We start from the raw sequence: 22,288 nt of genomic DNA, 5'->3' as shown, positions 1-22,288 counted from the left end.
TCGAAAGCAAATTACGGTAAGGCGAGAGAAACGGATTTACAGTTTTTTACATTACAGCGAACAATTGTAAGGTGAACTACAGCGATACAGTGCCTTTATCAGTCTGGCCGGCGTTCTTTGGAAAACAATCGGGCCATGGTCCAGTCCGCCATTTTGCCTGCCATTGGTGCGATAAAGCTGACCAGCGGGAAGACCACGGCCCAAGCGACCGCAAATGCTGCGGCCCAGCGATGGAAAAATCCGTTAATCAGGCCGGTGTTGATCAGGGTAATAATCCCGGACATCAATAGCGACATGATGCCGGACATGTAAAAGGCAAAAACAAACTGGCGCACACGCGTTTGCTTGTAACTGGACATGTTTTCCTTCCCGGTTTTAACGTATGGAACACTGCCGAATCCAATCAGGCGACCGCAGCGTAGGAGAAAAGACACTGCCACCGATGCTGGATCGCAACATCTTAGTGAGCATGCAACATTTTTCCATACGGCTTTTTACCAAGGAGTACAGGTAGTGGATGCCCCAACGCCCGGAACACGCCGCGCCCGCTGGATCGTCGGGCTGGTGTTATTGACGTTTTTGGCGGGCTGCAGTCAGACGCGCCTGGCCTACCGGTACGCCGACTGGGGCGTCGTCTGGTGGGTGGAGGATTACATCAGCCTGACCGGTGAACAAGAAGCTCAGTTGAGTCAGGATCTGGAAGCGCTCAGACAATGGCATTGCTCGGCAGAGTTGCCCCGTTACCAGCAATGGTTGGCAGTCCTCAAATCAGATCTGGAGGAAGGGACGCCGAGCGAGGCCACGGTTCTGTTCCACCAGGAACAACTCATGGACTTCTTACCCGAATTGTTGGAACGGGCCACTCCGGTAGCCGTCAATCTGCTGTCTTCTCTATCGGATGAGCAGGTAGCGCAACTAGCCGACAACATGGCGAACAAGCAGCAGGAGCTGGAGCAGGAAATGCTGGAGGGAACACCCGCTAAAACGGCACAGGCGCGCTCTGAACGGACTATTGAACGCATTGAACGATGGCTTGGCGACCTGAATCAGCAACAGCGGGCCATCGTCGAAAGCTGGTCAGCGGATCGTGGCCGGCAAACGGAAATCTGGTTAGCGGGGCGAAGAAACTGGCAATTAACATTGCTAGACGTACTGGAGCAACGAGGCGAGCCCGGCTTTGCTGACCAGGTGAAAGAGCTGATGGTTCACTCAGAGCGTGCCAGAGGCGCGGAGTACCAGGCCATGCTGGCCGAAAGCCGGGTGGCCATGGCCGGTTTGATGCACGATCTTCTGCAGGCTGGAGATACCCGGCATCAGGATCACCTGCTGGCCAGGGCCAGTGAGCTGAACGGAGATTTCGCAGCGCTCACCTGTAGTTAGAAACCGATTGCGATACCAACGAAAAAGGGCCCGATGACTCCGTATCATCCGGCCCTTTTTGCGTATCGATCAGCTTTTAAACCGTCAGGTAACCACCGTCCGCATTAATGCAGGCACCAGTGGTATAGCTGGAAGCATTAGATACCAGATACAGCACAGTACCGGCCATCTCGTCCGGATCCGCCACGCGCTTCATCGGAATGTGGGCCATGGCCTGTTTCTTAATGGCCTCGTTGGTGGTCAGGGCACTGGCAAACTTGGTGTCCGTCAGGCCCGGCAACAAGGCATTCACCCGCACATTCTGCTGGCCCAGCTCCATGGCGAAGGATTTGGTCATGGAAATCACTGCGGCCTTGGTCACCGAGTAGATGCCCTGGAAGTGGCCAGGGTTTACGCCGTTAACCGACGCCACGTTCACAATGGAACCGCCGCCGTTTTTCTTCATCAGCTGGGCGCCACGGGCACACATGAAGAAGTAACCACGGATGTTCACATCCACGGTTTTGTGGAAAGCACCCAGATCGGTGTCTTCAACCGGGCCAAAATACGGGTTAGCCGCGGCGTTGTTGACCAGGATATCCAGTTTGCCGTGCATTTTGGCGATGTGCTCCCACACCGCTTCAATCTGGTCCATCTCGCCGATGTGGCAGGCGAAGGCTTCGGCGCTGCCGCCGTCTTCACGGATGCTGTTGGCCACGGCCTCACAACCGTCAATCTTGCGGCTACTGACAATCACGTGAGCACCGTAATGAGCCAGCGTACGGGCGATACTCTCGCCGATACCGCGGCTGGCGCCGGTTACCAGGGCGACTTTGCCAGTCAGGTCGAACAGGTTTTTGTTGCTCATGGAGTTCCCTCAGCTTATCGGAATGTCACCAGGGCGGGGTCTTCCGCTTCCAGGTGGCTATAGTTGTTGAATACGGCCAGGCTGCGCCGGGGGCCGGAATACAGAATACGGGACACGCTGGTATTGGCGATCACGTTGTTCATTTCCAGCGCCTTGTGGTCTGACAGTTCCAGCAGGCGCTGGGCAATGACCGCAATGGGACCGCCAGAGGTAGACACAATCACATCGGCGCCATCGGCCAGGTTAATCAGCTGATCCAGTGCATGGCCAACCCGCTGCCGGAATCCGTGCCAGGTTTCGCTGTATTCCTGGTCGAACTCGCCGCTCACCCATCGGGCCACCGCCTTCTCGAAAGCCTGCTGGAAGGCTCTTGCAGGTTTGGGAAAGCTGGCGAGGTCCCGCGCCATCACCTGTTTATCCGCCCATTCCGGGCGCAGGCGCTCCACCACTTCCAGATGATCAAACTCGTTCAGGCCTTCCAGCACCTGCATATCCGGCAGGCTGACACCGTAACCGGTAGTGATCGCCTCCACCGTTTCCCGATGGCGCTGCAGGTTACCGCCAAAAACAGCACCCGGCTCCACCTTGCCCGCCAGCCAGCGGCCCAGAATCCTGCCCTGCTCCCAGCCTCGCGGCGAGAGCTGGTCGTAGTTTTCCTTGCCGAAACTGGCCTGACCGTGGCGCACCAGATAAATCGTGGCCATTACAGGGTGCTCTCGCTAATCAGGCGCTGGCACCGTTTCTCCAGATAGTTGGCGGCGTGGCCAAAGGCAGCGAAGCGCTTGTCTTTGGTCTGGCCGTGATAGAAGCGGTAGTAGATTTGCTGGATGATCACCGCCAGGCGGAACAACCCGTAAATTTCATAAAAGTCGAACTTTTCCGCCCGGAAGCCGGATTTCTCCATGTAGTAGTCCACCACTTCTTTACGAGTCAGCATGCCCGGCCGGTGCGTGGGCTGGCGCCGCAGCATCTGGAACGGGCCTTCGTCGTCGGCTTCGATCCAATAGGCCAGACTGTTGCCCAGGTCCATCAGCGGATCACCAATGGTGGCCATTTCCCAGTCCAGCACGCCAATCACTTCAAACGGGTTGTCCGGGTTCAGCACCACATTGTCGAAACGGTAGTCGTTGTGAATAACCACCTGAGCGATGTCATCCGGCATCTTGTCGTTCAGCCAGGCCATGACTTCTTCGAAGTCACCGACATCGTCGGTACGGGCCTTGCGGAAGCGGTCGCTCCAGCCACCAATCTGCCGCTGAACGTAACCCGAGCCCTTGCCCAGCTTATCCAGACCAGCGGCCTTGGCGTCCACCGTATGCAGATCCACCAGCTTGTCGATCACGTTCAGGCACAGTTTGCGAGTGTCTTCGAGGCTCAATTCCAAATCCTTCGGGAAATCCTGGCGCAGAATGATGCCCTTGAGGCGCTCCATCACATAGAAATCACACCCCAGCACGCTGTGATCGTCGCAAATGGCAACAATGTTGGGCACATAGGGATAGGCTGGCTTCAATGCCTCCATCACCCGCGCTTCCCGCAGCATGTCGTGGGCGGACTTGGCGATCTTGCCGAACGGCGGCCGGCGCAGCACGTAGGACTGGTCGCCATAATCCACCTGATAGGTCAAATTGGACGCACCACCGGGGTACTGCTTGATGCTCGGCTGGCCTTCCAGGCCAGGAATGGCCTGCTTCATGAACTGGTCGACGGCGCTGATATCCAGCTCTTCGCCTTCACGGATGTCTACGGCCTGGTCGATCTGTGTCATTCAATCTCTCCTGTGATGTGTTCAGGCGTTCGCCTTGCTACCCATCTTGCTCATCCAGCGCTTGGTTTCCTGGTGCATCAGCCAGTCAAACGCCCAGGGTGCGTGGCGCTTGAGCATCCACATGCGGCGCTCTTTGGCGTGGGGCAGTACCCAGAAGTCTTTGTCTTTCACACTGCGGAAGATATCCTCGGCCACATCTTCGGCGGTGATGCTGGAGCGCTTCATAAGCTTGTTCACGTTCTGTTGAATACCGGGAATATCCGAGCGCATGGTGCTGGCCAGGTTGGTCTGGAAGAACGCCGGGCACACGCAGCTGACGTGAATGCCGGAATCACGCAATTCCTGGCTGAGGGTTTCCGACAGGGCTATCACCCCGGCCTTGGAAACATTGTAGCTGTCCATCAATGGCGCCAGCATAAGCCCGGCCATGGAAGCCACATTCACAAACGCACCGGAGCCTTGTTCCTTGAACAGCGGGGTAAAGGCTTTGCAGCCGCGCACGACGCCCAATACGTTGATGTCTAGAATCCATTCCCAGTCACCGATGGTGGTGTCTTCAATGGAGCCTGCGGAGGCAACGCCGGCGTTGTTCACGACTACGTCCACTCCACCCCATTTCTGGACCAGGTCATCACGGACTTTCTCGAAGTCGCTCAGGCGGCGTACATCACATTCAACAAAGTATCCTTCGCCACCGGCCTGGTTCAGTTCCGCCTCAACGGCTACGCCCTGCTCCGGGTTAATGTCCCCGATGCAGACTTTGGCCCCTTCTTTGGCATACCGCAACGCAATCGCCCGGCCCAGGCCACTGGCCCCGCCGGTTATAAATACCCGTTGTGTCATCGTTGTTTCTCTCCGTTATGTTTTGGAGTTCCTGTTCTTTTTTACCCCGGAGTAAGAGTTGGTACCGGAGGGGCTGTCCAAAAACCGCTACAAGCACATCCATGTGCGCTTCTCTCCGGCCATCCATGGCCTCCGACATTTTTGGACAGCCCCTCCGGTACCAACTCCCATACCACTGAGCATGCTGTTCTGACAGCCCTCTCCTGAGCACGCAGGAGCCGGTGGGCCGGGGGTTCTGAAAATTTGTGGAGCCATGGATGGCGGAACACAAGCGCCACATGGATGTGCCGCCAGGAGCGCTTTTCAGAACCCCCGGGCCACCGGCGCCCACCTCCGCACTCAGAGGCTAGAGGAGTAAAACTCCAACGCCCGACTCAGGACTTGTACTTCCGAAGCTCCAACCGCGCCACCATAGCCCGATGAACTTCATCCGGGCCATCGGCCAACCTCAGAACCCGAGCGTAGCCGAACAACGCCGTCAGCGGGAAATCGTCGTCGCTGACACCAGCCCCGCCGTGAATCTGAATCGCGTCATCCACTATCCGCTGAAGCATCTTCGGCACCACCGCCTTGATCATGGACACTTCCTGCAACGCGCCCATAATGCCCTTGGTATCCAGGGCCCAGGCACATTTCAGGGTCAGCAACCGTGCCTGTTCGATGTTCATCCGGGCATTGGCGATGATGTCCGGATTGCCACCCAGCTTGGCGATTGGCCGGCCGAAAGCTTCGCGGGTCATGGCGCGCTTGATCATGATCTCAAGAGCGCGCTCGGCAGCCCCGATGGCGCGCATGCAGTGGTGCACGCGGCCGGGCCCCAAACGGCCCTGGGCGATTTCGAAGCCGCGGCCCGGGCCGGCGATGATGGCGCTTTTGGGCAAACGTACGTTGTCGAACAACACCTGGCCGTGGCCGTAGGGCTCGTCGTAGGCACCAAAGACCGGCAGCATGCGCTCGATGGTGATGCCCGGGGCATCCAGCGGAACCAGCACCATGGAGTGGCGGCGGTGCTTCTGGGCGTCCGGGTCGGTTACACCCATGAAGATGCCGACTTTGCAGTCCGGGTGGCCAATGCCGGTGCTCCACCATTTGCGGCCGTTGAGCACCACTTCGCCACCTTCCACGGTGGCGGTGGCTTCCATGTTGGTGGCATCGGAAGAGGCAACGGCCGGTTCGGTCATGCAGAAGGCGGAGCGGATTTCGCCACTCAGCAGTTTCGGCAGCCATTCGGCTTTCTGTTCTTCGGAGCCGTAGTGGATCAGCACTTCCATGTTGCCGGTGTCCGGCGCGTTGCAGTTGAAGATTTCCGGGGCGATGAAGCTGCGGCCGGTTTCTTCGGCAATCAGGGCGTAGTCGGAGTTGAGCAGGCCACAGCCGTACTTGTCGTCCGGGAAGAACATGTTCCACAGGCCCTGGGCCTTGGCTTTTTCTTTCAGTTCTTTGATGATCGGCAGCACCACCCAGCGGTTATCCTGAGAGGCAAGCTCCTTGTGATACTGCTCCTCAATGGAAAAGATCTCGTCACGCATGAACTGTTTCACGCGCTTGAGGTAATCCTGGCCTTTCTCGGAAATGTTGAAATCCATGGTGCAGCTCCTCGTGCTTGCCCGCGCCCTTGCGGCGCACTTTCAGTCAGATGGCAGACAGTCTAGGAGCCAATGCATTATTACGCGACTGAATTGTTCTTATCATTTATCATTAACCATACTTATTCAGAACACGGACACCCATCATGGCCCTGAATCGACTGGACCTGAACCTGTTGCATGTTTTCGACACTATCTACCGGGAAGGCAGCCTGACCCGGGCCGCCAAAGCCCTGCACCTGACCCAGCCGGCCATCAGCCATTCCCTGGCCCGGCTTCGGGATCATTTCAATGATCCGCTGTTTACCCGCCAGGGTAACCAGATGGTGCCCACCCCCCTGGCCCGACGGTTTCTGGAATCCATGCGCCCGGGGCTGAACCAGATCCAGAGTGCAGTGAATCAGTTTCACGCCTTCGACCCCGCCAGCCAGCGTAAAACCTACGCTCTCGGCCTTCGGGATGTTCTGGAATCCACCTTTCTGCCTCAACTGATTTCAAAACTCGCGCCCTATCCGGACATGGAGGTGCAGAGTCAACGGGTGGCAAGACGAGACATGGAAACGCAACTGGCCGCAGGCAAGCTGGACTTTGCCATTGATGTGTTACTGCCGGTGAGCAACCAGACCAGCCATGAACTGCTGAGGCAGGACCGACTGGTGGTCTTGGCGCGAAAGGGTCACCCGGTTATCGCGCAAGGGCTGGATATGGCCAGCTATCTGGAGGCCCGGCACATTCTGGTGTCGTCACGAGCCGAGGGCCCGGGTATTGAGGATTTCGAGCTCTCCCGCCACGGCGCCCAGCGCACTATTCGCCTACGCTGCCAGCACTACTACGCGGCCTGCCGGGTGGTGGAGAGCTCAGACCTGTTACTGACGATGCCGGAAACCTACGCCCGGATCATTGCCCAGAACACCGACATCGAAGTGCTGGCGCCGCCGGTGGAGATGCCGTCGATTGATGTGCATCTGTATTGGCACAAGGCCTATGAACAGGAACCGGCGCTGGTGTGGTTTCGGGACTTGCTGCGCAACCTGCAAAAGGCTCAATAGGCTCCGACCAGCATCAGAAAGCCGAAGAAGCCAGCCGCAGTAATCGCCAGAGATACCGCCACGATACCGAAGCCCCACCAGATGGCCGCGCCATCGGCAATATCGACACCATGACCGCGCAGGGTGCGATAGAACGCCCATGGGCCAAGCACGAACGCGCCCACGACGGCAAACACCAGTCCGATGGCGATTCCGGCAAAGGTCCAGGTAGCCAGTACAGTCGCGCGGTCCGAGGTCTGGTCGGTCACGCCATGATGTTCCAGAAACTTCTTGCAGAAGAACCAGACCAGGGCAAACAAGGCAGCCACAAAGACCAGGCCGCCAATCAGGGTAATCAGGCGATAGAGCACGGAAACATCCTGTTAAGAGTCAATCAGTCGGGAAACACCGGCTCCGGCAGACATTCGAATCCCGGTTTGGCGAACAGGTAGCCCTGGTAAAGGGCAATCCCTTGAGAACGAAACCAGAAGTATTCTTCCGGCGTTTCCACGCCCTCCGCCACAATTCGGCCGCCAAGCTGGCGCATCATGGTGATGATACCTGAGACCACTGCCTGCTTGTTGGGTTCCGCATGAATGTTGCGAACCAGCCCCATATCCAGCTTCAGCAAATCCGGCGGGCTCGAGATCATCAGGTTGTAGCGGGAGTAACCGGCACCGAAATCATCAATGGCGGTGCTGAACCCCATGCTCTTGTAGGCCTCGATGATGGAGGTTAGGTGATCAACCGAGGTCATCTCCTCACCCTCTACCACCTCGAAGATGATCTTCCGGGTGTCGAAATCATAGGTCTTGGCGGCCGCCAGCGTGGTGCGAATGCAATATTCTGCCTGATAGACCGCGTTGGGCATGAAGTTGATGCTCAACATGGCCTTCATATCAAGCCGCGACGCCAGCTTCACCGCCTTGACCCGGCATATCTGGTCGAACGCGTACTGGTTCTGGCTATTCACCTTATCCAGCACAGTCATGGCCCCTTGCCCTTCGGTTCCGCGCACCAGCGCCTCGTATGCAAACACCGTTTTATTGGTGGCATCAACAATAGGCTGGAAGGCAAAGCTGAACGAAAAATCCAGGCCATTACCACAGGCGCACTCGTCGCAATGGGATTCATCAAAAAGAACAGAGGGTCTATCCACAGAAGCTCCAGAGCGGCTCGCTCGAAATGAATTCGGGTGGAACTGTAAAAGAATCAATCACATTCAACTATAGACACCATCCGCAATCGGGTAAAACGAAAACTCGTTATACCACCCATAGTCGGGTGGCATCTGCCGGCTGCGGGTCTACACTGGTTTTGGTGTATTTAATCAGTCAAGTCGCTCTTGCAAGGAGGTTCATGGATGGCCCAGACCACCCGTATTGCAGTAACACCCGGAGATGGTATCGGCCCGGAAGTGGTCGCGGAAGCCGTGCGCTGCCTGGAGACACTGCGATCCAGGCACAGCCTGCCACTGGAATGGACCCGTTTTCCATGGCCTTCTCACGCCTGGCATGAAGAACACGGCGAATCCTGGCCCGCAGATGCCCTTGAGCAGCTCAAGGCCTACGACGCCATATTGCTGGGCGCGCTGGGAGATCCGGGCCCCATGCACGACCCGGAGCGCTATCTGTTACCGGACAGCATTTCGCTCGCGCCCCTGCTGGACATGCGAAAAGGCTTTGACCAGTGGGTGTGTGAACGCCCGGCACGACTGCTCCCCGGCGCTCGCCAGTACCTGAAAGATGACCGCGCCAAGGACATCGATATGCTGGTGATTCGCGAGAACAGCGAGGGTGAGTACGTCAGTCAGGGTGGCCGGCTGCGCCCGGGATCGCCCGACGAAGTGGCCACCCAGATGGAGGTGTTCACCCGCCGGGCCACTGAGCGCATTATACGGTACGGCTTTGAACAGGCTCGTAAACGGGCCGGAGAACGTATTCAGCAAGGCCGCACCCGCAGCTTCCGGACCCTGGATGGCAAGACCTGCGAAAGCCAGGTATGCCTGATCACCAAGCGCAATGCCCTGCGCTACTGGGGTGACATGTATACCGAAGTGTTTGAGGAAATCAGCCGGGAATTCCCGGATGTAGCCACCCATCACGAACTGGTGGATGCCGCCTGCATGAAATTTGTCTCCAGCCCCTGGGCCTTTGACGTAGTCGTAGCCAGCAACCTCCAGGGCGATATTCTGACCGATCTGGCCGCCGTGATCTCGGGGGGCATGGGGGTAGCTCCGTCCTGCAACCTGAACCCGACCGACCCGGACATGCCCTCCATGTTTGAACCGACCCACGGTAGCGCGCCGGATATCGCCGGCCAGGGCATCGCTGATCCAACCGCCATGCTGTTTACCACCGCCCGCATGCTGGACTGGCTAGGCCGAAAAGATCCGTTGCTGGCCCAGGCCGGGCAGGAACTGTTCGATGCGGTGGCCGCGGATCTCGCAGAGAAAGGCTCTGAACAACGCAGCACCCGGGAAATCGGGGATGCTATTTGTAAACGCCTTGGGGCCTGACTAGGCTGCAAAAGAGGTATTCCATTCACTTCGGGAGGTGTCCATGACCGACCACAAAGGCAAACTGTCCCCCCTGCTCAAGCAGGCTACTGGCATCACCGCTGCCAAAGGCGAAGGTGCCTATATCATTGACCCTGAAGGTCGCCGTTACCTGGACTTTACATCCGGCATTGGTGTCACCAGTACCGGGCACTGTCACCCGAAAGTGGTGGAAGCCGCCCAGAAACAGGTAGCCACCATGATCCATGCCCAGGCCACCACAGTCATGAACCCGAGACTACCTGAACTGGCAGAAAAACTCGGCGCCGTGACCCCTGACCCGCTGAATGCCTTCTTCTTTTCCAATGCTGGCACCGAAGTTGCCGAAGGTGCCATCCGCCTGGTGCGCCAGGCCACCGGCCGCCCCAATGTGATCGTATTCCATGGCGGCTTTCATGGTCGCACCATGGGCTCACTGTCCATGACCACCTCCAGCGTGGGCCTGCGAGCCGGCGTCAGCCCGATGATGGGGGGCGTGGTCGTCGCGCCATTCCCTCATGCCTTCCATTACGGCTGGAGCCTGGATGAGGCCACGGACTTCTGCCTGAGAGAGTTGGATCGCATCTTCGTGACCTATTCCGCCCCCAAGGAAACCGCGGCCATGCTGATTGAGCCGGTTCAGGGAGAGGGTGGCTATGTGCCGGCCAACGCTCGTTTTATGCAGGGGTTGCGGGAGCGCTGCGACAAGCACGGCATCATGCTGGTGTTTGACGAAGTACAGGCCGGGTTCGGCCGCAGCGGCAAGTTCTGGGCCCACGAACACTTCGGGGTAACACCCGACGCCATCATGATCGCCAAAGGCCTGGCCAGCGGCTTCCCCATTTCTGCTCTGGCGGCTTCAGAAGAAACCATGGCCAAGGGCTGGCCGGGTTCTCAGGGCGGCACCTATGGCGGCAACGCTGTAGCGGCGGCTGCCGCCATAGCAACCATCGACGTGATTCAGGAAGAGGGCCTGGTGCAGAACGCCGATGCGATGGGCAAACGCCTGTGGGACAACCTGCACAGTTTGAAAAAGGACTACCCGGAAATGGCAGATGTCCGGGGCAAAGGCCTGATGGTTGGCGTGGAGATGCGCCGCGGAGACTGCCCGGACGGAGAACGCGCCGGCAAGATCCTGAAAGAATGTGAAAAGCGGGGGCTGCTGATGCTGCGGTGTGGCCCATACCAGGAGATAGTACGCTGGCTGCCGCCGCTGATCGTCAACCAGCACCAGATTGACGAAGCCACCGGCATCTTCGAAGAGGCACTGAAAGCCACGGCCTGAGCCATAGGCCGGTACCAGCAAGCAGAAAGGCCGGGAGGAACGTCATCCACCCGGCCTTTTTTGCTTCCACTCACCGCAAGGCAGGATCTGGCCTTACTGATCCGCCATCACAAACTCCAGTCGTCCCGGGGCTACCCGCACATCCATCGGTACCATCCCGAACATGCGCTGGGCGAAATCGGTTTCATCCAGACGATACACCGGCATGGTTTCCAGCATCTGAGCCACCGCTCGCATGACATTGTCGGTGATGGGTGCCAGATCCCCTTTGAAGAAGGGCGAGTCAATCGAGCTCTCCAGCAACTGCAAGCGGCGGATATACACAGCTTTCTCCTGGCTGTCGTATACCGGCGCGCCCTCCACTTTCAAAGCGAGGTCCACGGGTAACTTGGCCATCAACGCATTCAGGGCTACCTGTCCACGCAGGTCGATCACCGCTACGTCCCGACCATCAGGCCCAAGGGTAATATCAGCGTCATCCAGGCTGAGACTGAGAGGCGACCCACTCTGCAGCTGTTTTCGATCAAACTCCGCCACCACATCCTTCAGGTGACCCTCAATCTCACCCTCGGAGATGGCGTAGGGCGAAAGGCTTGCGCAGCCGCTAGCCGTCAGCACAACGAACAGAGACAGCAGCCAGGCTTTGGCGTGATTCAACATGATTGGATTCCCTGCAAATTGGTCGGCTTTTATCCTGCGCCAGAGCGCCCTGCACCGCAACTGACTGGCATTAACGATTGGTCATGCGCTTACTCATTCTCGGGGCGGGCATCCACGCTGACGACTCGCCCCTCTTCCAACTGGACAGTCAGAACAATGGGCTGGCAGCACACCTGACAGTCCTCGACATATTCCTGCTCAGGCACGGTCGGGTCGACGCTGACATCCAGCGTCTCCCAACAGTAGGGGCATTGAATCAGGACCGATTCCAGAGCCGACATGCCAGGCCTCAGAACTGCTGCTTGGCCATCCAGGGGATGATCCGGTCGAAGGCCTCTTCCATACGCTCGCAGGTAGTGGAGAAACTGAACCGCAAGGCGTTGGTGCAGTGCTCACCAAAGGCGTCCCCCGGCACCACGCAGACACCGGTTTCCTTGAGCATGCGCAAGGCCAGATCCGAACCATCCACGTGGGGCGGCAAGTCCGGGAAGGCGAAAAAGGCACCACCGGGCTTGTAGCCGGTCAGGTAAGGGGTTTGATCAATCAACTCGACAACCTTGTCCCGACGCTCCCGGTAGATATCCACCATGTCCTGAACGCATTGCTGGTCGGCCGTCAGCGCCGCCACGCCGGCAAACTGGGATGGGGTATTGGCCACTGAGGTGGTGAACATATGGTACCGGCGCAGGGATTTGATCGCTGCCTGGCTGGAAATGACCCAGCCCACGCGCAGGCCGGCCATACTGTAGGTTTTGGAGAAACTGCTGATGCACATGATGTTGTCCAGGTCCATGGAGCAATTGAGGACACTGGCAAAATCATCGTCATCAAAAATCAGGTGGTCATAGACTTCATCGGCGTATACCTGGATACCACGATAGGCGCACTCTTCCAGAATGGTCTCCACGGTGCTGCGAGGATACACCGCCCCGGTGGGGTTGTTCGGGTTGTTCAGGATCAGCGCAAAGGTGCGGGAGCCCATGGCCCGAATCACATCGTCCGGATCCAGCTGGTGGTTGTTCTCGGCCCGCGTGGGAACAAACTTCACCTCACCCCCGGTCATCCGGATCAAAGGTGCATACAACAGAAACGATGGGTCTGTCACGATGAACTGCCGCCCGGGTGCCGAGGTGGCCGAAATGGCGAGATACATGGCCTCAGTCGCGCCGCTCGTTACCAGGATGTTGTCACGGGTGAGCTTGCGGTTGTAGCGCTTGCCATAGTAATCCCGCAGTGCAACCAGCAACTCCGGCAGGCCGGCATCCATGGTGTAACCGGTCTGGCCGGCATTGAGCGCATCAATGTAGGCGTCGATAACATGTTTGGGCGTGGGCAGATCTGGCTGGCCGATCGACAGATGAATCACATCCTTCATGGTAGATGCCATATTCACCAGGCGACGAATCCCCGAAACAGGAATGGCCTGCATGGCAGGGTTCCAACTGGCCTTGGTCTTCCGGTACTTCACTTTACGCGGCTTGGTCTGGCCGGTGTCCTTGTTCGCGGATTCCGCCATAAGCACCTCCTGGGGGACAGGGTAAATAAAAGCGTACCTTTGCAGGTTAGTCAGGAAAGAGGGGGGGTACAAGCAAGCGGGACTAAAGGATAACCGAACCCCTGAAAAACCGGTTCCGGCCGCCTCAGGTTGACCAGCCCACAACCGCCTACCAGACTAGTAAGACAGTCGTTATTGAGTGCACCATTACCGGAGGTTACATGACAGATTCACGCAAACCGGTCGTTACCGTTCTGACAGCACCGGGAGAGCCGGCACCGCCGGGTATAGAGGCGGTCAAGGCCCGGGCTGAAGTACGCTTCGCCTGCGACGAACCCACCCTGCGTGAAAGCCTGCCCGGTACCGATGTCATGATGGTCACGGACTTCCGTACCGAAGCCCTTGAAGCGGCGTGGCCCTGTGCTGACAAGCTGCAATGGATTCACGCCACCAGCGCGGGGGTGGATGCGCTGATGTTTCCCGCCCTGATCAAGAGCGATGTGGTGGTCACCAACGCCCGCGGCATTTTCGACCGCACCATCGCCGAATACGTACTCTGCACCATTCTGATGTTCGCCAAGGATTTCCCCCGCTCCATCCGGCTGCAGATGAATCAGGAGTGGAAACACAGAGATACCGAACGGGCCGAGGGCAAACAGGTACTGGTGGTTGGCGCTGGCTCCATCGGCCGCCAGATTGGCCGGCTGGTAAATGCCATCGGCCTGCACGCCCACGGTATCGCCCGTACCCCGAGGCATGATGACCCGGACTTCGTGGCGGTGCATGGCAACGACGAGCTCTATGAGCAGCTCTCACACGCAGACTTCGTGGTGATTGCGGCGCCGTTGACGCCACAAACCGAAGGCCTGTTTGATGCCAAAGCCTTTGCCGCCATGAAAAAGACCGCACGCCTGATCAACATCGGCCGCGGCCCGATCGTCAATACCGAAGCCCTGCTCAAGGCACTCGACGATGGCGAGATTGCCGGCGCCGGACTGGATGTTTTCGAAGAGGAACCACTGCCCTCAGACCACCCGCTCTGGCAGCGGGAAAACGTGATCATGACCGCCCATATGGCCGGTGATTTTATCGGCTGGAAGCGGGCGCTCACCGATCAGTTCCTGGAGAACTTTGATCGGTGGCACAAGCAGGGCGAGCTGTTTAACCTGGTGAACAAGGAGCTTGGTTACGCCGGGAGTTAATTCAGATTGGCTGCTGAGTACTCTGATTGTAACGGCAGCAAATCAAACACCCGGCCCTCGTTATTGGGATCCACCAACTCCGTCGGGGATTTGTACACCCTCGGAGTGGTGTACAGCATCCTGAGCGCGGTGCCGTGAGGCATGGCCATATAACGCTCCGGCTCGTTTTCCTCCAGCCACTTGCGAACCCTCGGCGCCATGTTGTGGGCCATTTTCGGAAAAAAGTGGTGTTCAATATGGTGGCTGAATCGGAAATGCAGGCGGTCCAGCACCGGATGGCTGCGCAGGCTCATCGAGTTATCCAGCGGGTTATTGGTGGCGGTCTGTGGGCGCAGGAAGTGATTGGTGAGGATATAGCCCTGACCCAGCGCGTTGGCCACCATGAACGGAATCAGCACCGTAAACAGCGCGAGCGAGCCAGAAACCGCAGCCAGCGCCAGCCAGCCCCCCAGGCACAGAAACACCTGCGCGATGGCCTTCCGGCGATCAAACCCCTTGAACTGCTTGCGGCGTTTCGCCTGAATCCACAGCACCAGCTGGGCGTGGAAGGTGAAGGAATAGGTCAGGAACAGATAGCTGTACCAGGTACCCGAACCCGGAGCCAGCTTGTGAAACTTCTTCTGGCCTGGATTGGTCTTGTAACGACGCAGCGTGCCGAAGCTGTCCGGGTCCGTATCGCCGGTATTGGTGTTACCGTGATGCACGACATTGTGCCACTTGCGCCAGAACTCCGGCGGCACCAACAACGGCCCAAATCCCAGCCAACCAAACACATTCTGCCAGCGCCGGCTCATGCCCAGAGCACCATGCAGCACCTCATGGGCCAACAGCGCCTGGCAACCAATGGTGTGCCCCACCAGCAACGCCAGCCCCAGATTGGCGTACCACGGCAAACCCGCCATCAGGATAACGGCCAGCCCACCCCAGATAATGGCCTGCAGAGGCAGAAACCAGATTACCCGCCAGGTCTGCGGCTTGAACGTGTCAGCGGGAAGTTCCTTTTTCATGCGATCCCGGAGTTCCCGTTCGTCCGGTTTTCCGAAGACAGCACTCACACTTGTTTCGGGTTTCACTGCTGCGTTCATCTTTTACCTGTCACCATTTGCTGTTGAACACACCCACCATGCACCAAACTTTCAGCGCACACTTGTTAGCCGAAAACTACAACAGAAAACCCGATAAAACAATGGCCAAAGAACGAGAAAGGGAACCCGCCCATAAAATGGATAACAAGCGTATCCCGATAAGCAATCACCAAAGCATGATGACGCAGGTGGGGAGGCTTTCCCTGGGATGTCTTTGGCCATGGATGGCCAAAGAGAAGCACACATGGGTGAGGCAAGCGATTATGAAGCGAAGCTTCATGCGCAGCAGAACGACGGCAATCCATGATTGCTGGCTGGACCCGCTTGCGGGTGCTCGTAGCGGTCCCAGGGAAAGCCTCCCCACCTGAGGCACAGCACCAGCCCCGAGAGCTACAGAACACAAGCAAGCCGAAAACAAAAACGGGAGCCCAAAGGCTCCCGTTTTGAAACAAACTGAAAAGCTAAAACCTCAACTCCCCGAAAGCGACTGCTCCGAAGGATCCAGCTCCATCTGCTGAATGGCGATCACCGCCTGAGTCCGGTTACGAACCCCAAGCTTGCGGAACACCGCCGTGATGTGAGCTTTGATCGTCGCCTCCGAAACATCCAGATCGTAAGCGATCTGCTTGTTCAGGAGCCCTTCGGCCAGCATCCCCAACACCCGGAACTGCTGCGGTGTCAGCGACGCCAGACGCTCAGAGAAATCCGTGGTCTCAGCCTGCATACGCTCAATCTTGTCGGCGACTCCCTCCGGCAGCCAGACATCCCCCTCCAGCACCGCCTGTATAGCCTCGGTAATGGTTGGCAAAGGTGCCGATTTGGGAATAAAGCCGGAAGCACCGTAATCAATCGAGCGGCGCATCACCTGCAGATCTTCTGAACCGGACACAACCACCACAGGCAAACCCGGGTACTGGCCTCGCATGAACACCAGACCCGAAAAACCATGGGCACCCGGCATGTTCAGATCCAGCAGGATCAGGTCCGCGTCCGGATGCGACTCTACCGCCGCCTGCAGCGCCTTGATGCTGTCGACCTCCACCGTCTCGGCATCCGGCACCGCCTGATTGACCGCCTGTTTCAGTGCTGCCCGAAACAGCGGGTGATCATCAGCGACGATAATTGTTTGTGTCATTCAACAGATTCCTCACAGGTTAGTGCCAGCAGCGGGGCGTTACTTGAACGCCCGACTGCTGATCAGCTCATCCACTACGCCCGGATCAGCCAGAGTGGATGTATCTCCAAGCTGATCGTGCTCGTTAGCGGCAATTTTACGCAAAATCCTGCGCATAATCTTGCCAGACCGGGTCTTGGGCAGTCCAGGTGCCCACTGAATCACATCCGGCGAGGCAATCGGGCCGATTTCCTTACGCACCCACTGTACCAGCTCTTTCTTGAGCTCGTCGCTGGGCTCCTCGCCCTGCACCAGCGTTACGTACACGTAGATGCCCTGCCCCTTGATGTCATGCGGGTAACCCACCACGGCAGCTTCTGCCACCTTGTCGTGAGCAACCAGCGCACTCTCAACTTCCGCAGTGCCCAGTCGATGGCCAGAGACGTTCAGAACGTCATCCACCCGACCGGTAATCCAGTAGTAACCGTCCTCATCCCGACGGGCACCGTCACCGGTGAAGTACATACCCTTGTAGGTGCTGAAGTAAGTCTGAACGAAACGCTCGTGATCACCGTAGATGGTGCGCATCTGGCCCGGCCAGCTGTCGAGGATCACCAGGTTGCCTTCGGTCTTGCCTTCCAGGATGTTGCCTTCGTTATCCACAAGCGCCGGCTGAACGCCGAAGAACGGCAGCGTCGCGGAACCAGGCTTCAGATCCACCGCGCCAGGCAGCGGAGAAATCAGGATGCCGCCGGTTTCAGTCTGCCACCAGGTATCTACGATCGGGCACTTGCTGTTACCGATTACGCGGTGATACCACTCCCAGGCTTCCGGGTTGATTGGTTCACCCACAGAGCCCAGCAGTTTCAGGCTGCCGCGGGTGGTGCCGTCCATGCAGGACTCACCCTGCGCCATCAATGCGCGGATAGCGGTCGGTGCAGTATACAGGATGTTGACCTTGTGCTTGTCGACCACCTGCCCCATACGGGAACTGTCCGGATAGTTGGGCACGCCCTCGAACAGCAGGGTGATGGCGCCGTTTGCCAGCGGGCCATAGAGAATGTAGCTGTGGCCGGTTACCCAACCGAAGTCAGCGGTACACCAGTAAACATCACCATCGTGATAGTCAAACACGTACTGGTGGGTCATGGAGGCATAGACCATGTAGCCACCGGTGGTGTGCAGAACGCCTTTTGGCGCGCCGGTAGAGCCCGAGGTGTACAGCATGAACAGCGGGTCTTCCGCATTCATTGGCTCTGGCTCGCACTCGGCCGAGGCGTTCTTCATCAGGTCTTCGTAACGCAGGTCGCGGCCTTCGGTCCAGGGCACCTGATCGTTACCGGTGCGAGACACCACGATCACCTTGTCGACCTTGGCGTCGTCCTCGTGCTTGAGGGCGGAATCCACGTTCTTCTTCAGCGGGATGGCACGGCCACCACGCAGACCTTCATCTGCGGTAATCACGAAACGGGATTTGCCGTTCACAATCCGTGCGGCCAGAGCTTCCGGAGAGAAGCCACCAAACACCACAGAGTGGATCGCACCAATACGTGCGCAGGCCAGCATGGCAACGGCAGTTTCAACGATCATGGGCATGTAGATGGTAACCACATCACCCTTCTTGACGCCCTGATCCTTGAGCACGTTGGCAAACTTACAGGTCTCTTCGTAGAGCTCCCGGTAGGTGACATTCCGGGATACCGAGGGATCGTCCCCCTCAAAGATGATCGCGGTCTGATCGCCCCGCTGTTCCAGGTGACGGTCCAGGCAATTGGCCGAGGCGTTCAGGACACCGTCCTCGAACCATTTGATGGACAAGTTATTGTAATCGTAGGTACTGTTCTTGACCTTGGTGAACGGCTTGATCCAGTCAATACGCTTGCCATGCTCGCCCCAGAAGGTATTCGGGTCCTCTACGGACTGGCGATACATTTCCTCATATTGCGATTTGCTGACCAGTGCGCGCTCGGCGACCTCCGGATTTACCGGATATACCTGCTTGTCAGTCATTGTGCTCCCCCTTGATCTGAGTCTGTTGTCATTGTCGGTTTTTAAATTCAGGGTGGTCGGGCGTTTTTCGCCCGCAAGACAGATGCCTGTAGTTCAACATGTGTGCCACCGCACAATGAATTAGACTAACGTCCTAAGATGCCCGGCAATTAGGGGCAACCTGCTCAGAAATGCAGCGATAACGGCAGTGACGGGCCACTACCAGATAACTCTCTCAAGGATAGTTGGCCCGCAGGAAATGGCCAAAACAGAAGGAGGAATCCGGAGCAGAAACGCTTTCCTGCCCCGGAGAAGATTTTCAGGCAGCTTTTTTGCGCTGGCGCGCGGTTTTCAGGCTGTACACCTTTCGTTCTTTCAGGGCATAGCGATTGAGCCCGGCCAGGTGAATCTTGCGCAGGTAGAGCTCCCAGTCAATCAGGCGGGCATCCACCGGGAACAGCCCTTTATCGACCTCACCCATCCGGTTCGCCAGCGCCATCAGCTCATCGTTCCGGAAGATATAATCCGGCGCGGTGTAGAAACCAAAAATGGTTGCCAGCGACTGGGTGGTATCCAGATTCCTGAGCATTTTCAGGTCCCGGGAATTTCCCAGTAATTTGAGCACACGGTCCGTCAGGGAGAGCGGTAAGCGAACACCACTGATCACCAAATCAAACAGCGCCCGGTTAACCGCCAGAAACGGCTTGCTGGGCTGCCCGTAGAACAGGTGATCGTAGGCAGCGTAATTGGCTTTTGATTCCGCCATGAGATGATCGATGAACTCACCCAGGGAGATTGGATTGCCGCCCCCGCTGCAACATTGATAGATGCGACGTCGACCGGGTTCTCCAAGAGCTTCCGCCAGGGAAAGGATGATGGAGTTGGCCACCAGGTCCACTGGAATCACATCGATGATACCGGAGCGTTTGCCCGGGAAGAGGGTGACTTTTTCCCGTGCGTAAGCCAGGATGATGGCATCTGCCACCTTCACCCCCTCAATCCAGCCGGGCGCTGGTTCCTCCAGGGCACTTTCGATAATCGAAGGACGCAGAATGGTCAGCGTGCGCCCGTTTAACGCCTTCATCAGCAACTGTTCGCCCAGCCACTTGGTAAAGGTGTAGGTATCGCTCCAGCCATAGCGGTTGGCTTCCCGAATCCCCAGGTCCACCAGCTTCTTCTCCAGCACTTTGCCGGAATAACGGGCCTGAACGTCTTCAATTTTATCCTGAAGCAGGCGAACAAGCTCTTCTATCTCATAGAAGCCGTCCGGGGAACGCGGCACGGCCTCGCCTGCCGGCTTGATCACCGATTCGGTGACCTGCCCCGAGTTCATGCCATTGACATAGCAGGTGGAGACCTGCAGGACCGCAAGCTTCGGATTCAAATCCACCATGCCGGCAATATTCCGAAGGCACAGGGTGTTGATGGCCAGAGCCTTGTCGAGCTCTTCACGGAAATTCACGCTCGCGGCGGAGTTGATCACCGCATCCAGTTCGGTGGCGAGTTTGCGATAGTCTTCCTGCCCTATCCCGAAACCCGCTTCGGTCACCTCACCGGTCACGCAGTGAATGCGCTCTTCCAGAAAGGCGTCAAATGCCTCTGAATCGGCCTCGCGAAGACGGTCAAACACCGAGGACGTGGCAATTTCTTCCAGGAAACGGGAACGAGCATCCGGGTGCCGTTTATTGCCCCGGATCAGCAGGTAAATAGCGCCGATATCAGGCACCGCCCGAATCAGCTTTTCGAGGACCACCTTGCCCAGAAAGCCGGTGGTACCGGTGATCAGAACCCGCTTGCCGCGTAGCTGTCCGAGCACCTTTGATGATGAAGTGTCAGCGTGATGTACCTGCTGTATTGCCATGATAGAACTCCTTCTCTGAGATCACTAATGCCGATCTGACACCGGCCAGTACTGTGCGGGCGGGGCACATCCCTTTCCCCGTCGTCACTGATTCCCTGTTGCAACCGCCTGTCAGAGTGCCTGCATATTGCGGGCCACGAGCCACGATATCGGTCAATTCTCACACAACGAACGTGACAGCACGGTGACAGACTGCAAAATTACGACACAAAAAACGCTAATAAAATGACAATTAAAAAGGCACATGGATCGACCCTGAAACGGCTGCCTCATGAGCCCGTTCGGTCTTTGCCCGCCAGCGCCCGCAACAGGTCGTCTAGTGAGACATTGGCCGGTTTTTCCCGCAGGGCGCGTACCAGTTGCTCCTGCTCACCAAAACTGACCCGGTCATACAGAGGCCCCTCAAGGCTGTGATGAACCGCCTGAGAGGGGGGCTGGTCACTCGGCGGTGGCGCCAACTCATCTGACAAATGCCGCAAATGACGAGCAAGACTGGCGCGATCGCGAGTCGGCAGCTTATCCCAGTTCATGGCGGCGAGACTGGTCTGAATGATCTCCACCGTGTCGGCATCGGGACTGCGCCCCAACAGTGCAAACAGCCGGGTAAATGCTTCATATCTGAGCATGACATCATCGGGTACCGATATCATGGCCTTCTCTAATTGTGCGATCAGATCCAGACAATGCTGCCGGCTGCTTTTATCCGCCCCACTGTTCTGACCATTACCTGCGTCCGCCTCAGTGGCGCGTTTGGCGGCCCGGTACCAATAAGCGGCGATCCCCGCCTTTCTTGGGGGCAGTCGGCCAACATGAACGTTCAGCATCTCGGCCAGGGAGTGAAACTGCCGACAGGAGGGGTCCGAAGCCGGCAGCACCGTCACCGGCATCTGGTCCAGCACTGACTGACGCAGAGTTTCATCACGCCAGAGCCCGCCCAGATAATGCAGCGACCACTGCAGATGGCGCTGACAGGCACCATTAAAACGCTGAAACACAGAGCGCGCCTGACTGGCCCCCTGCGCCATATTAACGATCACTGCCGGAGTCCGGCGGTAGCCGCGGCGTTTGAGTACCTTCATCAGAGAAAAAGCGTCGGTTAGTGAGGCCGGATCAGGCGTGACAACCAGACAGGCCAGCTCGGCAGCAGCAATCATATGCAAGCCCACCGACTGTAAACCCGACGCCGTATCGATAATAACAGTGTCGTAGCGGTTCTCAAGCTCATGCAGGGCTCGCAGAACGGCCAGACCGCCCTGCTCCGACATCTCCATACAGCTCTGCACACCGGATGCACCGGGGATCAGATCCAGCCCGCCGTATGTGGTCATGATAATATCCTGCATGGCACATCGCCCCGCCACCACATCGGCAAGGGTGCGCTGAGGATAGGCACCTACCATAATGCTGACGTTGGCAAGGTCGGTATCGCCATCCAGCAGAAGCACCTTCTGGCCCTGCTCGGACAGGGCAATGGCCAGGTTCAGCGCCACCGTGGTCTTGCCAACACCACCCTTTCCGCCCGTAATGGCGATGGTTCGGGTCTGGCGCGATTTTTGCGCTGGGTTCTGGCTTTGTGTCTGCTTGGGGACTTCCATGAAAAACAGCCTGG

Annotated in this window: 21 protein-coding genes; 5 read left to right on the top strand and 16 right to left on the bottom strand. The window is 57.9% G+C overall.

Translation table 11 applies throughout. The features are described from left to right. Positions 1-98: 98 nt before the first annotated feature. Positions 99-359 carry a DUF2798 domain-containing protein gene (locus tag ACF8YQ_RS04650; RefSeq protein ID WP_396622711.1) on the bottom strand — a complete coding sequence of 87 codons (261 nt, stop codon included), beginning with the start codon at positions 357-359 and terminating at the stop codon, positions 99-101. Between the two features lie 154 nt (positions 360-513). On the opposite strand from ACF8YQ_RS04650, the gene ACF8YQ_RS04645 reads away from it, so the two are divergent. Next, positions 514-1,380 (top strand): DUF6279 family lipoprotein, encoded by an 867-nt coding sequence (locus ACF8YQ_RS04645; RefSeq protein WP_396622710.1) that lies wholly within the window; start codon positions 514-516, stop codon positions 1,378-1,380. Between the two features lie 76 nt (positions 1,381-1,456). Here the strand turns inward: ACF8YQ_RS04645 and ACF8YQ_RS04640 are convergent, their stop codons facing one another. The 5 genes from ACF8YQ_RS04640 to ACF8YQ_RS04620 all read right to left on the bottom strand — a co-directional run bounded on the left by ACF8YQ_RS04640 (position 1,457) and on the right by ACF8YQ_RS04620 (position 6,424). After that, positions 1,457-2,227 carry an SDR family oxidoreductase gene (locus tag ACF8YQ_RS04640; protein ID WP_396622709.1) on the bottom strand — a complete coding sequence of 257 codons (771 nt, stop codon included), beginning with the start codon at positions 2,225-2,227 and terminating at the stop codon, positions 1,457-1,459. Positions 2,228-2,241: 14 nt separating this feature from the next. Further along, on the bottom strand, positions 2,242-2,931 hold the full coding sequence (locus ACF8YQ_RS04635) for a histidine phosphatase family protein (protein WP_278350015.1): 690 nt from the start codon (positions 2,929-2,931) through the stop codon (positions 2,242-2,244). After that, positions 2,931-3,995: a phosphotransferase family protein gene (locus ACF8YQ_RS04630; protein WP_396622708.1), complete on the bottom strand. Its 1,065-nt coding sequence runs from the start codon at positions 3,993-3,995 to the stop codon at positions 2,931-2,933. The genes ACF8YQ_RS04635 and ACF8YQ_RS04630 overlap by 1 nt, the downstream gene beginning before the upstream one ends. 21 nt (positions 3,996-4,016) lie before the next feature. Beyond that, complete coding sequence (locus tag ACF8YQ_RS04625) at positions 4,017-4,838, bottom strand: SDR family oxidoreductase (protein WP_011785673.1); 822 nt, start codon at positions 4,836-4,838, stop codon at positions 4,017-4,019. 374 nt (positions 4,839-5,212) lie between these two features. Beyond that, complete coding sequence (locus ACF8YQ_RS04620; RefSeq protein WP_396622707.1) at positions 5,213-6,424, bottom strand: acyl-CoA dehydrogenase family protein; 1,212 nt, start codon at positions 6,422-6,424, stop codon at positions 5,213-5,215. 146 nt (positions 6,425-6,570) lie between these two features. Between ACF8YQ_RS04620 and ACF8YQ_RS04615 the strand changes: the two genes are divergently transcribed. Further along, positions 6,571-7,473 carry a LysR family transcriptional regulator gene (locus ACF8YQ_RS04615; RefSeq protein ID WP_226611249.1) on the top strand — a complete coding sequence of 301 codons (903 nt, stop codon included), beginning with the start codon at positions 6,571-6,573 and terminating at the stop codon, positions 7,471-7,473. On the opposite strand, the gene ACF8YQ_RS04610 is transcribed toward ACF8YQ_RS04615, so the two are convergent. Continuing rightward, entirely contained in the window at positions 7,467-7,823 is a 357-nt protein-coding gene (locus ACF8YQ_RS04610; protein WP_014420797.1) for a hypothetical protein, read from the bottom strand. The two genes, ACF8YQ_RS04615 and ACF8YQ_RS04610, sit on opposite strands and share 7 nt — an antisense overlap. Positions 7,824-7,846: 23 nt before the next feature. After that, the gene (locus ACF8YQ_RS04605; RefSeq protein ID WP_014420796.1) at positions 7,847-8,611 is read right to left on the bottom strand and encodes an EAL domain-containing protein; all 765 of its coding nucleotides are present in this window, start codon (positions 8,609-8,611) and stop codon (positions 7,847-7,849) included. Between the two features lie 204 nt (positions 8,612-8,815). Between ACF8YQ_RS04605 and ACF8YQ_RS04600 the strand changes: the two genes are divergently transcribed. Both ACF8YQ_RS04600 and ACF8YQ_RS04595 read left to right on the top strand, forming a co-directional pair. Beyond that, entirely contained in the window at positions 8,816-9,970 is a 1,155-nt protein-coding gene (locus ACF8YQ_RS04600; protein ID WP_014420795.1) for an isocitrate/isopropylmalate dehydrogenase family protein, read from the top strand. A 43-nt stretch (positions 9,971-10,013) separates the two neighbouring features. Next, positions 10,014-11,273, top strand: coding sequence for an aspartate aminotransferase family protein (locus ACF8YQ_RS04595; protein ID WP_121208449.1), 1,260 nt, complete (start codon positions 10,014-10,016; stop codon positions 11,271-11,273). 93 nt (positions 11,274-11,366) lie between these two features. Here the strand turns inward: ACF8YQ_RS04595 and ACF8YQ_RS04590 are convergent, their stop codons facing one another. The 3 genes from ACF8YQ_RS04590 to ACF8YQ_RS04580 all read right to left on the bottom strand — a co-directional run bounded on the left by ACF8YQ_RS04590 (position 11,367) and on the right by ACF8YQ_RS04580 (position 13,449). Beyond that, positions 11,367-11,933 (bottom strand): DUF1439 domain-containing protein, encoded by a 567-nt coding sequence (locus tag ACF8YQ_RS04590; protein ID WP_011785680.1) that lies wholly within the window; start codon positions 11,931-11,933, stop codon positions 11,367-11,369. An 89-nt stretch (positions 11,934-12,022) separates the two neighbouring features. Next, the gene (locus ACF8YQ_RS04585) at positions 12,023-12,214 is read right to left on the bottom strand and encodes a CPXCG motif-containing cysteine-rich protein (protein WP_011785681.1); all 192 of its coding nucleotides are present in this window, start codon (positions 12,212-12,214) and stop codon (positions 12,023-12,025) included. Positions 12,215-12,222: 8 nt separating this feature from the next. Further along, positions 12,223-13,449 carry a pyridoxal phosphate-dependent aminotransferase gene (locus tag ACF8YQ_RS04580; protein WP_011785682.1) on the bottom strand — a complete coding sequence of 409 codons (1,227 nt, stop codon included), beginning with the start codon at positions 13,447-13,449 and terminating at the stop codon, positions 12,223-12,225. A gap of 200 nt (positions 13,450-13,649) precedes the next feature. Here ACF8YQ_RS04580 and ACF8YQ_RS04575 point away from each other — a divergent pair, with 200 nt between their 5' ends. Continuing rightward, positions 13,650-14,630: a D-2-hydroxyacid dehydrogenase gene (locus ACF8YQ_RS04575; RefSeq protein WP_228224901.1), complete on the top strand. Its 981-nt coding sequence runs from the start codon at positions 13,650-13,652 to the stop codon at positions 14,628-14,630. Here ACF8YQ_RS04575 and ACF8YQ_RS04570 read toward each other — a convergent pair. The 5 genes from ACF8YQ_RS04570 to ACF8YQ_RS04550 all read right to left on the bottom strand — a co-directional run bounded on the left by ACF8YQ_RS04570 (position 14,627) and on the right by ACF8YQ_RS04550 (position 22,274). After that, a complete protein-coding gene (locus ACF8YQ_RS04570) occupies positions 14,627-15,685 on the bottom strand; it encodes a fatty acid desaturase family protein (RefSeq protein ID WP_396622706.1) in 1,059 nt (352 codons plus the stop codon). The two genes, ACF8YQ_RS04575 and ACF8YQ_RS04570, sit on opposite strands and share 4 nt — an antisense overlap. A 499-nt stretch (positions 15,686-16,184) precedes the next feature. Then, the gene (locus tag ACF8YQ_RS04565) at positions 16,185-16,850 is read right to left on the bottom strand and encodes a response regulator transcription factor (RefSeq protein WP_011785685.1); all 666 of its coding nucleotides are present in this window, start codon (positions 16,848-16,850) and stop codon (positions 16,185-16,187) included. 39 nt (positions 16,851-16,889) lie between these two features. Then, the gene (acs, locus tag ACF8YQ_RS04560) at positions 16,890-18,839 is read right to left on the bottom strand and encodes an acetate--CoA ligase (RefSeq protein ID WP_396622705.1); all 1,950 of its coding nucleotides are present in this window, start codon (positions 18,837-18,839) and stop codon (positions 16,890-16,892) included. 298 nt (positions 18,840-19,137) lie between these two features. Next, positions 19,138-20,679 (bottom strand): fatty acyl-CoA reductase, encoded by a 1,542-nt coding sequence (locus tag ACF8YQ_RS04555; protein WP_396622704.1) that lies wholly within the window; start codon positions 20,677-20,679, stop codon positions 19,138-19,140. 269 nt (positions 20,680-20,948) lie between these two features. Further along, the gene (locus ACF8YQ_RS04550; RefSeq protein WP_113879894.1) at positions 20,949-22,274 is read right to left on the bottom strand and encodes an AAA family ATPase; all 1,326 of its coding nucleotides are present in this window, start codon (positions 22,272-22,274) and stop codon (positions 20,949-20,951) included. Positions 22,275-22,288 lie beyond the last annotated feature (14 nt).

The organism is Marinobacter sp. W-8 (assembly GCF_044342215.1).
In the GTDB taxonomy this organism is placed as follows: Bacteria; Pseudomonadota; Gammaproteobacteria; order Pseudomonadales; family Oleiphilaceae; genus Marinobacter; species Marinobacter nauticus.
Note: the sequence above shows the minus strand (reverse complement) of the source record. Positions and strands in the feature narration are given on the sequence as shown.

Bases quoted from the DNA above. Each gene is read 5' to 3' on its own strand.
- ACF8YQ_RS04630 (WP_396622708.1), bottom strand. From the start codon at position 3,995: ATGACACAGATCGACCAGGCCGTAGACATCCGTGAAGGCGAAGAGCTG.
- ACF8YQ_RS04590 (WP_011785680.1), bottom strand. From the start codon at position 11,933: ATGTTGAATCACGCCAAAGCCTGGCTGCTGTCTCTGTTCGTTGTGCTG.
- ACF8YQ_RS04625 (WP_011785673.1), bottom strand. From the start codon at position 4,838: ATGACACAACGGGTATTTATAACCGGCGGGGCCAGTGGCCTGGGCCGG.
- ACF8YQ_RS04615 (WP_226611249.1), top strand. From the start codon at position 6,571: ATGGCCCTGAATCGACTGGACCTGAACCTGTTGCATGTTTTCGACACT.
- ACF8YQ_RS04585 (WP_011785681.1), bottom strand. From the start codon at position 12,214: ATGTCGGCTCTGGAATCGGTCCTGATTCAATGCCCCTACTGTTGGGAG.
- ACF8YQ_RS04595 (WP_121208449.1), top strand. From the start codon at position 10,014: ATGACCGACCACAAAGGCAAACTGTCCCCCCTGCTCAAGCAGGCTACT.
- acs (WP_396622705.1), bottom strand. From the start codon at position 18,839: ATGACTGACAAGCAGGTATATCCGGTAAATCCGGAGGTCGCCGAGCGC.
- ACF8YQ_RS04635 (WP_278350015.1), bottom strand. From the start codon at position 2,931: ATGGCCACGATTTATCTGGTGCGCCACGGTCAGGCCAGTTTCGGCAAG.
- ACF8YQ_RS04650 (WP_396622711.1), bottom strand. From the start codon at position 359: ATGTCCAGTTACAAGCAAACGCGTGTGCGCCAGTTTGTTTTTGCCTTT.
- ACF8YQ_RS04640 (WP_396622709.1), bottom strand. From the start codon at position 2,227: ATGAGCAACAAAAACCTGTTCGACCTGACTGGCAAAGTCGCCCTGGTA.
- ACF8YQ_RS04555 (WP_396622704.1), bottom strand. From the start codon at position 20,679: ATGGCAATACAGCAGGTACATCACGCTGACACTTCATCATCAAAGGTG.
- ACF8YQ_RS04620 (WP_396622707.1), bottom strand. From the start codon at position 6,424: ATGGATTTCAACATTTCCGAGAAAGGCCAGGATTACCTCAAGCGCGTG.
- ACF8YQ_RS04580 (WP_011785682.1), bottom strand. From the start codon at position 13,449: ATGGCGGAATCCGCGAACAAGGACACCGGCCAGACCAAGCCGCGTAAA.
- ACF8YQ_RS04550 (WP_113879894.1), bottom strand. From the start codon at position 22,274: ATGGAAGTCCCCAAGCAGACACAAAGCCAGAACCCAGCGCAAAAATCG.
- ACF8YQ_RS04575 (WP_228224901.1), top strand. From the start codon at position 13,650: ATGACAGATTCACGCAAACCGGTCGTTACCGTTCTGACAGCACCGGGA.
- ACF8YQ_RS04600 (WP_014420795.1), top strand. From the start codon at position 8,816: ATGGCCCAGACCACCCGTATTGCAGTAACACCCGGAGATGGTATCGGC.
- ACF8YQ_RS04565 (WP_011785685.1), bottom strand. From the start codon at position 16,850: ATGACACAAACAATTATCGTCGCTGATGATCACCCGCTGTTTCGGGCA.